The organism is Paenibacillus sp. oral taxon 786 str. D14 (assembly GCF_000159955.1).
In the GTDB taxonomy this organism is placed as follows: Bacteria; Bacillota; Bacilli; order Paenibacillales; family Paenibacillaceae; genus Fontibacillus; species Fontibacillus phoenicis.
Genome location: NZ_GG695977.1, coordinates 112,089 through 125,316, shown reverse-complemented (window position 1 = coordinate 125,316; position 13,228 = coordinate 112,089). Strand labels below are relative to the sequence as shown.

Below are 13,228 nucleotides of genomic sequence, written 5' to 3'. Positions count from 1 at the left end.
ATCCGGCAGAGGGCTCAGGGCGTTCTCGCGGTGTAGAATATCCAGTTATCCAGATTATACAGACACCTTCGCCAGCGGCAACGAAGGCTCAGGCTCGAAGGAGACCTGGTTTGGGAGCCCATCTTCGAGCTCCGGCAACCCTTCGGACGCCCGGGACGCTAACATTTCTTGCGCTTCCCGTGAGGCGGAGATCTCCTTGCCGGATGCGGAAGGTGCATCGCTTTGTGCTTCCAGACGATCCTCCAGCGCAAAAATCTGCGTAAACATCTCCAGCGCTTTCGTGCCTTGACTTTCGCCAGCCATCTCCTTGATCCGGTTAATCGGATCATGCAGCACTTGATTTAAAATGCTCTTGGTGAGGCGACGAATCACTTTGCGTTGCCGTTCATCCAGCTCCGGCAGCTTATTAAAGAGACTGTCCAACGTATTCTCGTGAATATCGGAAGCCTTCTCCTGCAGCGCGCGAATGACCGGCTTTACGCCCAGCGTCTGCAGCCATGTTCCGAAGGCGGCGATTTCGTCCTCGATCATGGCTTCGATCTTAACCGCTTCTGCGCGGCGCATCTCCATGTTGCTCTCTACGATGCCTTCGAGATCATCGATGTCATACAGGAATACCTGATCCAGCTCGCCGATGGCCGGCTCGATGTCCCGCGGCACCGCGATATCGATCATAAACAACGGGCGATCCATCCGCCCCTTCATGCTGCGGGCGACCTGTGCCGAAGTGATTACATACCCTTCCGCACCGGTCGAGCTGATCAGAATATCCACCTCTTCCAGCCGTTCCATCGCTTCCTGCATGGTGCATGGCACACCGTGAAATTTCGCGGCAAGCTCCTGGGCCCGGGCAAATGTCCGGTTGGCTACCAGCACTTCTTCCGCACCGGCACCGCTCAAGTGCTTGGCCGTCAACTCGCTCATCTTGCCGGCACCAAGGATCAGCACGCGTTTGCCTTCAAAGCTGCCAAAAATCCGCTTGCCCAGCTCCACGGCAGCATAGCTGATCGAAACGGCGCTCTCCCCGATGGCGGTTTCGGAATGGGCTCGTTTGCCCAGCGTGACCGCTTGTTTAAACAACATATTAAACCATGTTCCGGTGCATTTCTCGCTTTGCGAGAGCAAGAACGCATTTTTGACCTGGCCGAGAATTTGGGTTTCCCCCAGCACCATCGAATCCAGACCGCACGCAACGCGGAACAGATGACGAATCGCTTGTTCGTCTTCATATATATATAAATGGCGGGTAAATTCTTCGCGAGGAACCCCAAACCAGCGTTCCATAAAGCTGCGAACGAAGGACCCGCACATGTGCAGTTGATCAACTACGGCATAGATTTCTGTACGATTGCAGGTGGCAATAATTACGCCTTCCAATACACTCTTGGTACGTAAGAGCTCCTGCAGCGCTTGCGGCATGTCCGTATCTGTTAAAGAAAAGCGTTCCCTGACTTCCACAGGCGCCGTGCGATAGTTTAACCCAACTACGACGATGTGCATTGCAAGTTCACCTGCCTTGAAGAAGTGTCAATAGCATGTATCGCAAACAAACTATGTTAATTATATCACAGTAGCCTTCGGCTCCCCTGGGATTTCTATGAGTTTTTTATGAATTATTTATGAATTTCATTCATTCAAAACAAATAACCATGGATGACCCATGGTTAAGCTTTTTTCCAATTTTTTAGAAAATCTATCCTCGCTTAAACAAATTCAGCGCGATTCGAATCCGCTTCGGCTACTTCCAGCTCGCCTAAGCCCCGAATCAGCTTCTTCGCATACGTTTTCTCCGGATTCAAGACGGACACCAGGTAATCGATCGCCAGCTGCGGATCTACAAATTCCCCGCAGGTGTAGCAATCAATAGCAGCAAACCCTCTCTCAGGATACGTGTGAATCGAGAGGTGGCTTTCCGACAACATCACAAGCACGGTGGCTCCTTGCGGTTCAAACTGTCTGGATTGAATCGACAAAATGGTCGCTCCGCAAGCTTCCGCCGCTTCCACCAAGTGGGCTTCCAACAACCCGGCGTTGTTCAGCACCTCATAGTCGATTCCCCAAGCATCAACCGCAACGTGTCTTCCGAAAGTTGAATATTCCATCTTCCGGCTCCCCCTTCCTAGGAATAAAATGTTTGAAAAAATTTCATCCGCTAGGACCTACGTCATTCACTTCTCGAGGGAAACATCTCTCGCAACATCTCCATGTCCTGAGTGAATCCTGGTTCCTATATTCTTTTCAACGAGATTAAAAATAACATCTCTTGCGGACAAATGCAACCTATTTTTTCGGCAAAATCCCTGCATCCGTTCGCGGTTCATGAATAAAAAAACTACCCTGTAATAGGGTAGTTATCATTTAGTACATTATGTTGTCGCCCTCTCTCTGGTGACACCCGTTTAGGGGACTGGGCTATTTTAGTTTATGCCTCTAGGACAAACAGTCTTCGCGAGCATTGACGCAGCTCATTGTCGATGCGTTCCACATCCGCTTCATCCGCGACAAACCGCTGGTCAAGCAGCGAATTAATGTTTTTGCGGATCCGGGCGATTTCCAGCTCAATATCGTTATTCCGGTAAATTTGCTGCAGCTCCGCCGCCGCATCCTTGTATTCGAACACAAGCTTGTAGGATTCCCGAGAATACTCGACGATTTTGCGAACCCGGCCTTCCTGATAATAATACATCATCATGAATCCGTTATAAATTCGGGTGACCATGCCGGAGCCTTTAAAGGCGGCGAACAACAGTCTCATCACGTTCGTTAAATGGGGTTTTTCCAAGCGGAAAGACATTTCGCAGACATAATAACCGTCAACACGTTCAAATGGAAGATGCACTTCCTCACCGCCGTCATCCTCCAGTACGACCTCTTGCCCGCCGTTGTCCAACACTTTGACCCGCTGGCGCACATGGGGATCGTAGACTTTGTGAATAAACTGCGACATCTGAACTTCCGTTAAACGCATACTGGCATTGACATACTCTGTGGCTAACCGCTGAGCCATACAAATCTCCTCAATTCTTAATCGCTTTATTATAATTATACACTACGATTCCAACCGTACGCTCAGCGGCCAAAACGTGAATTCTTGCCATTTTCCAGAAAAAACGGCATTAAGCCGTTTTTAACCTGAACAATTTCGCTGCATGCTCACTTTCCTGCGGAAACTGCTCCAAATCCCTTTCGTATTTACCGAATTCTTAGCTCTTCCCATTTTCTGTATCGGAGGCTTCCGGGCTTTTAGCCTCGGTTTCTTCCGCCAGCCCCGCATACCGCTTGATTTGCGCCCACAGCTCATCTTTGCCAATCCCCTCTTCCGCCGAGAACAGGATCAACGGATCCCCGGCCCGCAGTACCAGCGCTTCCTTGATAATTTTCAGGTGCTTCTGCCAGCGCGATTTCGGCACCTTGTCGGCTTTGGTGGCAACGACGCACACCGGAAGCTCGTACGCCTTCAGCCAGTCGTACATCAGCTCGTCGTCCTTGGTCGGCGGATGGCGCAGATCGATGATCTGCAGCACCAGCTTCAGCGTCTCCCGCTCCTGCAGGTACTTCTCGATCATTTTGCCCCAGACCTCGCGCTGCGACTTGGATACTTTGGCATACCCATAGCCTGGCACGTCCACAAAGTAGAGCCGGTCATTCACCCGGTAATAGTTCAGATGCTGCGTTTTTCCGGGGGTTGAGCTGGTGCGCGCTAAGTTTTTGCGGTTAATCATCCGATTGATCAGCGACGATTTGCCCACATTGGAACGCCCTGCCAGAGCGATCTCCGGCAAGGCGTCCTCAGGATATTGATTGGGGCCAACAGCGCTGATGATAAATTCAGCCTTGGTTACCTTCATCGTTCATTTCCTCTCTTGAGCGATGACGCACCTTTGCGCCACGCTTACATGCTAGTGCATCCCTGGACGCTCTACGAGCGCATGCTCGAGCACCTGGTCCATATGTGACACCGGTACGAACTCCAGGTCCTCCTTAACGCTGTCCGGAATGTCGCGCAGATCGCGCTCATTGTCCTTCGGCATCAGGACTTTACGGTAGCCCGCCCGATGCGCGGCAAGCGATTTCTCCTTCAAGCCGCCGATCGGCAGCACGCGTCCGCGCAGCGTAATTTCGCCAGTCATGGCGACGTCCTTGGAGACGTGTCGGTTCGTCAACGCCGAGATCAGCGCAGTAGCGATCGTAATGCCCGCCGACGGACCGTCCTTCGGAATCGCCCCTTCGGGAATATGGATATGAATATCGTTCTTCTCGTGAAAATCGAGCGGAATCCCCAGCTCCGCCGCCTTGGAGCGGGTGTAGCTGAAGGCAGCTTGCGCCGATTCCTTCATCACGTCGCCCAGCTTACCGGTAAGCGTCAGCTTCCCGGATCCCGGTACGACGGTCACCTCGATGACCAACGTCTCCCCTCCGACCTCCGTCCAGGCTAGTCCCGTTACCGTGCCGATCTGATCTTCCAGCTCGGCCACCCCATAGCGGAATTTCGCTGGGCCAAGGAAATCCTTGACATTGTCCGTTGTGATGATAATTTTCTCCTTATTCTCGGAAACGATCTGCTTCGCCGCTTTACGGCATAAGGCAGCCACTTGCTGCTCCAGATTCCGCACGCCGGATTCGCGGGTATATTCGCGGACCACTTGCAGCAGCACATCTTCGCCAACCTCTAGCTGCTCCGGCTCCAGTCCATGCTCGCGTTTTTGCTTAGGCAGCAAGTAACGGTTGGCAATCTGCAGCTTCTCCAGCTCCGTGTAGCCCGGAATAAACAACGTCTCCATCCGGTCAAGCAACGGCCGCGGAATGTTATGTACCGCATTGGCAGTCGTAATGAACATCACGTTGGATAGATCAAACGGAACCTCGATAAAATGATCGGAAAAAGTGTTGTTTTGCTCCGGATCCAACACCTCAAGCAGCGCCGCGGAAGGATCGCCGCGGAAGTCCGAAGCCATCTTGTCGATCTCGTCCAGCAAGAATACCGGATTCAGCGTTCCTGCCGTTTTCATGCCTTGGATAATTCGTCCCGGCATTGCGCCGACATAGGTGCGGCGGTGTCCCCGAATCTCTGCTTCGTCCCGCACGCCGCCCAGCGAAATGCGGACGAACTGACGCCCTAGCGAACGGGCGATGGAGCGGGCCAGCGACGTTTTCCCGACCCCTGGCGGGCCGACCAGGCACAGGATCGGGCCTTTCAGCTTCTTGACCAGCTTCTGCACAGCCAAGTATTCCAGAACCCGTTCCTTCGGCTTATCGAGGCCGTAATGGTCTTCGTTCAGCACTTGCTCCGCTTTGGCCAAGTCGAGGTCGTCTTCGGTCTTGTTGTTCCACGGCAGGCTAAGCAGCCAATCCACGTAGTTGCGGATGACGCCGCCTTCCGCCGAGCTGGCCGGCATTTTCTCCAGGCGGTCGATTTCCTTCTCGACCTTCTCCCGGACGTTCTCCGGCAGCCCTTTCTCTTCGAGCTGGGCCCGCAGCTCTTCGGCTTCGCCGGCCCGCCCTTCCTTCTCGCCGAGCTCCTTCTGGATCGCCTTCATCTGCTCGCGCAAATAGTATTCCTTCTGCGTTTTCTCCATCTGCTTCTTGACGCGTTGGTTGATTTTGCGCTCCAGCTCCAGCACTTCGCGCTCGTTATTTAAGATGTCGAGCAGCTTCTCCAGCCGCTTGCGGACATCGATTGTTTCGAGGATTTCTTGTTTATCCTTGATTTTCAAGGACAAATGGCTGGTGATTACGTCCGCCAAACGACCGGCTTCTTCAATGTCTGATACGGCTGCCAGCGTCTCCGGCGTGACCTTCTTAGATAAGTTGATATAATGTTCGAATTGGGTTAACACCGTACGCATTAGTGCGTCCACTTCCGGATCCACCGTTTCTTCCTCCGGACGCTCTTCGGCGATAACCTCATAATATTCGTCATTATCCAAATATTCGATAATTTCAGCGCGTTCCATGCCTTCCACCAGCACACGAATGGTGCCGTTGGGAAGCTTCAACATCTGGCGCACCTTTGCGACGGTGCCGATGCGAAAGATATCTTCTTGGGTTGGTTCTTCTATGTTCACTTCCGATTGAGAACAGAGGAGAATCAGATTATCTTCGACCATAGCTTTTTCCAGCGCTTTCACCGACTTCTCTCGTCCCACGTCCAAGTGCAGTACCATGCTTGGATAGACGAGCAGACCGCGCAGCGGCAGCAGCGGAAATCGCCGGCCTTTGGATTTATGGGGTCCCATCGCTTATGCACCTCCAAACGTTCTCTGTAGATTTCATTGCTATTTTAGCAAATGTTACATAAAAACACCAACGAGGAGCGACCGCCTCAAGCAGCCGCTCCCCGGAATGTGTATGAGCATGACGCATAGGTAACCTCTGCTGGCCCGGCTTACATCGCTCCGCCTTGCGAAGGTGACTCTGCGTGCAGAAAAGGCGCGGGAGCTGTTGCCGGAGCAAACAGGTCGCCGCCGATCGGCAACTCCAGATTCTTCTCGGCCTCGGGACCAAAGACGTGGCGAAACACTTCACCTAACGTCTCGACAGGGATTACCCGCAGGCCTTCCAAGCCTTCAAACAACGATTGCCAGTTGTCCTTCGGAATCAGCACCGTCGTGGCGCCAGCCTGGAATGCCGCCTCCACCTTCGCCACGACGCCGCCAACCGGCTTCACCTTCCCGTGAATCCCCAGTTCGCCGGTCATGGCGATCTGATTGTTCACTGGCACCTGCTTGATCGCCGAGGCGATCGCAGTCGCGATGGCTAACCCGGCAGAAGGACCGTCGATCGGGGTTCCCCCCGGGAAGTTGATATGAAGGTGATAGTTCGGCGGATTCAGCCCGATCCGCTGCAGGACAGTCAGGACATTTTCCACCGAGCCTCTGGCCATGCTCTTGCGGCGCAGCGTGCGGCTGCCTCCGCCGATTTCCTCTTCGTCTACGACACCGGTGATGTTGTAGGTGCCTTTACCCTTTTCAGCAGGAACCGCCGTAGCTTCAATTTCCAGCAATGTGCCCATGTTTGCCCCGTACACGGCCAGGCCATTGACGACACCAACTGCAGGCTGATCCGGTACTTTGCGATCCGGTCGCGGCGCCAGTTGACTGCTCGTGGCCACCCATTCCAAGTCCGATGCCAGCAGTTGGTCGCGCTTCTCGGTGAGGGCCAGACCGGCAGCGAGTTGCACCATATTAACGGCTTCGCGGCCGTTCGTCGCATATTTCTTAATCACTTCAATCGCTTCCGGACAAGGCTGGAAGCCAATTCGCTTCACCGCATCCTCTGCAATTTGGGCGATTTCCTCCGGCAGCAGCGGCCGGAAATAAATCTCCATGCACCGCGAGCGTAAAGCGGCCGGGATCTCCTGCGGCGAGCGGGTTGTCGCGCCAACCAAGCGGAAATCCGCAGGCAAGCCATTTTGGAAAATATCGTGGATATACGCCGGCGTATTGGAGTCTTCGGAGTTATAATACGCACTCTCCAGAAACACCTTGCGATCCTCTAAAACCTTCAAAAGTTTATTCATTTGGATCGAATGCAATTCGCCGATCTCATCGATAAACAAAATCCCGCCATGCGCCTTCGTCACGGCACCGGGCTTCGGCTGCGGAATGCCGGCAACCCCCATCGCCCCCGCCCCTTGGTAGATCGGATCATGCACCGAACCGATCAGCGGGTCAGCGATGCCGCGCTCGTCGAAGCGGGCGATCGTTGCATCAATTTCAACAAATTTGGCATCGGATTTAAAGGGAGATACCGGATTTTTCTTCGCTTCCTCCATCACAACGCGTGCTGCCGCCGTTTTTCCTACGCCCGGCGGACCGTAAATGATCACATGCTGCGGGTTGGCGCTGCAAAGCGCCGCTTTCAGCGCACGCAAACCGTCCTTTTGCCCAACGATGTCGTTCATCGAGGCCGGACGGGTACGCTCCGCAAGCGGCTTGGTGAGCGAGACGGCCCTTAGCTTGCGCAATTTCTCCATTTCCTTGCGCGATTCCCGGTCTACCGCCAGCCGGTTGCCTTTTTGACTGCGCAGCTGATTCCAGAAATAAAGCCCAATCACGACGGCAAAAAACATTTGGACCGCCATCAGGATAACATTTAGATCCATACGCGTTACGCCTCCCACTCTTATACTGATACTTGGTAGTATAGCCTTTTCGCTCCAAGGTAAAACAAGGATTTTTCAAGTTGGGATATTCTAAGGGATAGTTCGTGTTGAAGCGGGCAACAAAAAAACGCAGCCTGCATTCAAGCAGACTGCGGTACGGATTTATATTCAATCAAGACTTCACGCGGGCCCGGTGCTCCTTGCGTCCCGGAATTTCTCCGGTCGCTTCGTACACCTCCACGATATGGTCAATTTCTTTCTTTAATTCGCTTAGCAGCTCGGCTTCCGGAACCTTCCGGATCATTTCCCCGTAACGGAACAGCAACCCTTCCCCGCGAGCTCCGGCGATCCCGATGTCGGCTTCGCGCGCTTCGCCCGGGCCGTTGACGGCACAACCGAGCACGGATACCTTAATCGGCACCTTCAGGTTGGCGATATACGCCTCCACCTCGTTGGCGATGGAGAACAGGTCAATATCCAGCCGGCCGCAGGTCGGGCAGGAGACAAGCGTCGCTGCATTGGTAATCAACCCAAACGTCTTCAACAGCTCGCGCGCCACCTTCACTTCCTCTACCGGATCCGCACTCAGCGAAATCCGGACCGTCGAGCCGATCCCCATCGACAAGAGGGCGCCGATACCAGCTGCACTCTTCACCGTGCCGGAGAACAAGGTTCCAGCTTCCGTAATGCCCAAATGCAGCGGGTATGGAATGACCTCTGCCGCTTTGGTATAGGCCGCAATGGCCATCGGCACGTCCGAGGCCTTCAGCGACACGATAATGTCATGGAAGTCCAGATCCTCCAAAATCCCGATATGGTACAAGGCGCTTTCGACCATCGCTTCGGGCGTTGGGTAGCCGTATTTCTCCAATAAGTGGTTCTCCAGCGAACCGGCGTTCACGCCGATCCGAATCGGAATGCCGCGTTCCTTGCACGCTTTGACCACCGCTTCAACCTTTTCGCGGCGGCCGATATTCCCCGGATTAATCCGGACCTTATCGATGCCGTTTTCGATCGCCAGCAGCGCCAGCTTGTAGTTAAAGTGAATGTCAGCGACCAGCGGGATATGAATCCGTTTCTTGATCTCCTTGATCGCCGCAGCCGCTTCCTCGTTATTCACCGTCACGCGTACCAGTTGGCAACCTGCTTCCTCCAACCGGAGAATCTCGGCTACCGTTGCCTCGACATCTGCCGTTTTCGTCGTACACATGCTTTGGATGATGACTTCGTTGCTGCCGCCGATCGTCAGATTTCCGACTTTAACCGGCCGCGTATCTTGTCTCAAGAATGTCATGTCTGGTCTCTCCCATAACGATCAAAGCTCCACCCCCGCGGGCGCGCCCAGATATAGGGCACGACAACCGCAAAGGTGGAGAACCTTGACCTTTATTTTAGCGCACCCGGCGGTTCCCCGCTTACGCGCTTTCTTCTTGTTTCTTGTTTGGCTTGGAAGCCAATTCCGGCACCGTTTTCTCCAGAACGACCTTCTCGGTGATCACGCAATCCGTAATATCGTCGCGGGAAGGCACTTCGTACATCACGTCAAGCATAATGCCCTCAATGATGGCGCGAAGTCCGCGGGCTCCGGTATTCCGCTTGATCGCTTCCCGAGCGATCGCTTCTAGCGCCTTCGGTTCGAACTGCAGGTTCACGTTGTCCAGCTCAAGCAGCTTCTGATATTGCTTCACCAAAGCGTTCTTCGGCTCGGACAAAATGCGCACCAGCGTCTTCTCATCCAGCGGCTCGAGGGTCGAGATGACCGGCAGACGGCCAACGAATTCCGGAATCAATCCGAATTTCAGCAAGTCCTCCGGCAATACCATCGACAGGTATTCGCCCGGTTTGAGTTCTTTTTGCCCGTCATTCGCCGCGTTAAAGCCAATAACCTTCTTACCGATCCGACGCTTGATCATTTGCTCCAGGCCGTCAAACGCCCCGCCACAGATGAACAAAATGTTCGTCGTATCGATTTGGATAAATTCTTGATGCGGATGTTTGCGTCCGCCTTGCGGAGGAACGGAAGCCACCGTACCTTCCAAAATTTTCAACAGCGCTTGCTGCACACCTTCGCCGGAAACGTCGCGGGTAATCGAAGGATTCTCCGATTTACGCGCCACTTTATCGATCTCGTCGATGTAAATGATGCCGCGTTCCGCTTTTTCCACGTCATAATCGGCAGCCTGAATCAGTTTCAGCAGAATGTTTTCCACGTCTTCACCGACATAGCCGGCTTCCGTCAAGGAAGTGGCATCGGCGATCGCGAATGGAACGTTCAGGATTTTGGCCATCGTTTGGGCAAGGAGTGTTTTCCCCGAACCTGTAGGGCCTAGCAGCAGGATGTTACTCTTCTGCAGCTCAACATCCTCGATCTTGTTCTGCGTATTAATCCGCTTGTAGTGGTTGTAAACCGCAACGGACAGCGATTTCTTCGCTTGCTCCTGACCAATGACGTACTGGTCCAAAATATCGCGGATTTCCTTTGGCTTCGGAATTTCCTTCAGATCCAGCTCTTCCTCGTGGCCAAGTTCCTCCTCCACGATTTCCGTGCACAGCTCAATGCATTCGTCGCATATATAAACGCCGGGTCCGGCAACAAGCTTGCGTACTTGCTCTTGCGATTTGCCGCAGAACGAACATTTTAGTTGGCCTTTTTCATCGTTAAACTTAAACATGTAAACACCCCTTTATAGATTAGTGGGCTTGGAGATCACCTGATCGATAATCCCGTAGGCCTTAGCCTCTTCCGCGCTCATGAAGAAGTCGCGGTCTGTATCGCGCTCGATTTTTTCAAGGGGTTGACCCGTCCGCTCTACATAGATCTGATTCAGCTTTTGTCTTGTCTTGATGATCCAATCGGCATGAATTTTAATATCCGTTGCCTGACCGCGAACGCCGCCAAGCGGTTGGTGAATCATCACTTCGCTGTTCGGAAGCGCATAACGTTTGCCAGGGGCCCCTGCTGTCAGCAGCAATGATCCCATGCTGGCCGCCATCCCGACACAGATGGTGGACACATCGGGCTTGATATATTGCATCGTATCATATATACCCATCCCCGCGGTAACGGAACCCCCCGGAGAATTGATGTACAGGTGAATATCTTTCTCAGGATCTTCAGCTGCCAAGAACAACAGTTGGGCAATCACGAGATTGGCAACTTCATCATCAATTGCGTTGCTGAGAAAAATAATGCGATCTTTAAGGAGTCTCGAATAGATGTCGTACGACCGTTCTCCTCGATTCGTTTGTTCTACGACCATAGGTACCAGACTCATGCGACCAACCTCTTTTCCTTTTCAATTTCCCTTGCGCTTACGTAAAACATTCTATCATGTTCGAAGCCCCGTGTCATTTTTCGCCCAGTACAGTTTATGTTCGTTTTTACACATTATATAACCTTAGGCTTGTCCCGTGCGCGATGGAAATAAATGTATCATCTGGAGATGAAAAATTAAGGCACGCATTTTATCATACGTGCCCTAACTTTTATCGTGATGTATACAAAGAAGCGGGATCTGGCTGGAGTGAATTATTCCTCGCCTTGGGCTTCTTCGGCTTCAGTTTTGTCAGCGTCTGCTTTCGCTTCGGCTTTGGTCGACTTCTTCGTCGATTTCTTAGCAGCCGGTTTAGCTTCTTTGGACTTTGCCTCCGCTTGCTCAGCCGGAACTTCCTTGCTGTTCTCCAGCAAGAACTGGATCGTCTTGCGGATCAGGATTTCCTCATTCAAGCTGCCCAAAGAACCGTTAGCTGCCAAAATGTTGCGGATTTCTTCCGGCGTACGTTTGTAAGCTTCCGCCATATCGTTCAGCTCTTTGTTGATTTCGTCTTGAGTGACTTCGATCTTCTCGGCTTTAGCGATGGCTTCAAGCACCAGGTTGTTGCGAACGCGTTTCTCAGCGTCCCCTTGCATTTGTCCTCTGAGGTCGTCCACTGTTTGACCGGAGAAGCCCAGGAACATATCCAGGTTCATGCCTTGTGCGCGAAGACGGTTGTCGAAGTCGCGAATCATGTTCTCAACTTCGCCTTTGATCATCGCTTCCGGAATTTCGACTTCAGCGTTCTCGCCGACTTTATCAACAATTGCCCCTTCGCGGGCTGCTTTTGCTTCTTGCTCTTTGCGAGCCGCAAGCTGTTTCTTCAAATCTTCTTTGAACTCGTCCAACGTGTCAAATTCGCTAACGTCTTTCGCGAACTCGTCGTCCAGTTCAGGCAGTTGTTTGCGTTTGATTTCGTGAACTTTGACTTTGAACACAGCTTCTTTGCCAGCCAGCTCTTCTGCATGGTACGTTTCCGGGAAAGTTACCGTAACGTCCTTGAAGTCGCCGGTAGCCAAGCCTACAACTTGATCCTCGAAGCCAGGGATAAACGTGTTGCTTCCAAGCTCCAGGGAATAACGTTCAGCTTTGCCGCCTTCGAAAGGCACGCCGTCTACGGAACCGTCAAAGTCGATAACAACGGTGTCGCCGTTCTTAGCCGGCTCATCGTCGATGACAACAAGTTCAGCATGGCGTTGTTGCAGACGCTCCAATTCGTTGTTCAGCTCTTCGTCGCTGACTTCAACGTTAATGGCAGGAACTTCTACGCCTTTGTAGTCGCCAAGCTTCACTTCTGGTTTAACCGTGATTCTTGCTTTGAACTTGAAAGGTTGTCCTTTAGCAAATTGCTCGATGTCCACTTCAGGACGATCTACCGGGAAAATGTCCGTTTGATCAACCGCTTCAGTGTACACTTCAGGCAACAGGATGTCGATTGCATCTTGATACAAGCTTTCCACGCCAAAACGTGCTTCGAAAATCGGCCGAGGCACTTTACCTTTGCGGAAACCAGGTACGTTTACTTTCTTAACAACCTTTTGGAAAGCTTTATCCAGTGCGGCGGCTACGCGTTCCGCCTCCACCTCAACCTCGAGTACACCGAGGTTCTTCTCTATTTTTTCCCAAGTTGCTTTCATTTTATGCTTTCCCCTCCAAATTTCACATATACTTTAAATACTGAAACCGAATCGCGACTAAAACAGCTATTTTCAAGGTGTCTTGCTCTTGGGTTCCAGTATAGCTGTCTCTATGAACACGATCAGAATAACCATTATATTATAAACAACAATACATCTTTTTACAAGAGCCC

At 52.5% G+C, this 13,228-nt stretch carries 10 protein-coding genes; all 10 read right to left on the bottom strand.

Translation table 11 applies throughout. The annotated features are described in order from the left end of the window. Positions 1–54: 54 nt before the first annotated feature. The 10 genes from hemA to tig all read right to left on the bottom strand — a co-directional run bounded on the left by hemA (position 55) and on the right by tig (position 13,055). Positions 55–1,500 (bottom strand): glutamyl-tRNA reductase, encoded by a 1,446-nt coding sequence (gene hemA / locus POTG_RS12315; protein WP_009225155.1) that lies wholly within the window; start codon positions 1,498–1,500, stop codon positions 55–57. Positions 1,501–1,703: 203 nt separating this feature from the next. After that, positions 1,704–2,102 carry an adenosylmethionine decarboxylase gene (speD, locus tag POTG_RS12310; protein ID WP_009225154.1) on the bottom strand — a complete coding sequence of 133 codons (399 nt, stop codon included), beginning with the start codon at positions 2,100–2,102 and terminating at the stop codon, positions 1,704–1,706. A gap of 320 nt (positions 2,103–2,422) precedes the next feature. Next, entirely contained in the window at positions 2,423–3,007 is a 585-nt protein-coding gene (locus POTG_RS12305; protein ID WP_009225153.1) for a hypothetical protein, read from the bottom strand. A 196-nt stretch (positions 3,008–3,203) separates the two neighbouring features. After that, positions 3,204–3,848 (bottom strand): ribosome biogenesis GTP-binding protein YihA/YsxC, encoded by a 645-nt coding sequence (gene yihA, locus POTG_RS12300; protein ID WP_009225152.1) that lies wholly within the window; start codon positions 3,846–3,848, stop codon positions 3,204–3,206. Positions 3,849–3,899: 51 nt separating this feature from the next. Next, entirely contained in the window at positions 3,900–6,236 is a 2,337-nt protein-coding gene (gene lon / locus POTG_RS12295; RefSeq protein ID WP_009225151.1) for an endopeptidase La, read from the bottom strand. A 149-nt stretch (positions 6,237–6,385) separates the two neighbouring features. Beyond that, positions 6,386–8,104, bottom strand: a complete 1,719-nt coding sequence (gene lonB, locus POTG_RS12290) for an ATP-dependent protease LonB (protein WP_009225150.1) — start codon at positions 8,102–8,104, stop codon at positions 6,386–6,388. Positions 8,105–8,276: 172 nt separating this feature from the next. Then, positions 8,277–9,398 (bottom strand): flavodoxin-dependent (E)-4-hydroxy-3-methylbut-2-enyl-diphosphate synthase, encoded by a 1,122-nt coding sequence (gene ispG, locus POTG_RS12285; RefSeq protein ID WP_009225149.1) that lies wholly within the window; start codon positions 9,396–9,398, stop codon positions 8,277–8,279. 121 nt (positions 9,399–9,519) lie between these two features. Then, positions 9,520–10,776 (bottom strand): ATP-dependent protease ATP-binding subunit ClpX, encoded by a 1,257-nt coding sequence (gene clpX, locus POTG_RS12280; protein WP_009225148.1) that lies wholly within the window; start codon positions 10,774–10,776, stop codon positions 9,520–9,522. A gap of 12 nt (positions 10,777–10,788) precedes the next feature. After that, positions 10,789–11,379 carry an ATP-dependent Clp endopeptidase proteolytic subunit ClpP gene (gene clpP / locus POTG_RS12275; RefSeq protein ID WP_009225147.1) on the bottom strand — a complete coding sequence of 197 codons (591 nt, stop codon included), beginning with the start codon at positions 11,377–11,379 and terminating at the stop codon, positions 10,789–10,791. A 254-nt stretch (positions 11,380–11,633) separates the two neighbouring features. Continuing rightward, on the bottom strand, positions 11,634–13,055 hold the full coding sequence (gene tig, locus POTG_RS12270) for a trigger factor (protein WP_009225146.1): 1,422 nt from the start codon (positions 13,053–13,055) through the stop codon (positions 11,634–11,636). Positions 13,056–13,228: the final 173 nt, after the last annotated feature.

Bases quoted from the DNA above. Each gene is read 5' to 3' on its own strand.
- hemA (WP_009225155.1), bottom strand. From the start codon at position 1,500: ATGCACATCGTCGTAGTTGGGTTAAACTATCGCACGGCGCCTGTGGAA.
- speD (WP_009225154.1), bottom strand. From the start codon at position 2,102: ATGGAATATTCAACTTTCGGAAGACACGTTGCGGTTGATGCTTGGGGA.
- POTG_RS12305 (WP_009225153.1), bottom strand. From the start codon at position 3,007: ATGGCTCAGCGGTTAGCCACAGAGTATGTCAATGCCAGTATGCGTTTA.
- yihA (WP_009225152.1), bottom strand. From the start codon at position 3,848: ATGAAGGTAACCAAGGCTGAATTTATCATCAGCGCTGTTGGCCCCAAT.
- lon (WP_009225151.1), bottom strand. From the start codon at position 6,236: ATGGGACCCCATAAATCCAAAGGCCGGCGATTTCCGCTGCTGCCGCTG.
- lonB (WP_009225150.1), bottom strand. From the start codon at position 8,104: ATGGATCTAAATGTTATCCTGATGGCGGTCCAAATGTTTTTTGCCGTC.
- ispG (WP_009225149.1), bottom strand. From the start codon at position 9,398: ATGACATTCTTGAGACAAGATACGCGGCCGGTTAAAGTCGGAAATCTG.
- clpX (WP_009225148.1), bottom strand. From the start codon at position 10,776: ATGTTTAAGTTTAACGATGAAAAAGGCCAACTAAAATGTTCGTTCTGC.
- clpP (WP_009225147.1), bottom strand. From the start codon at position 11,379: ATGAGTCTGGTACCTATGGTCGTAGAACAAACGAATCGAGGAGAACGG.
- tig (WP_009225146.1), bottom strand. From the start codon at position 13,055: ATGAAAGCAACTTGGGAAAAAATAGAGAAGAACCTCGGTGTACTCGAG.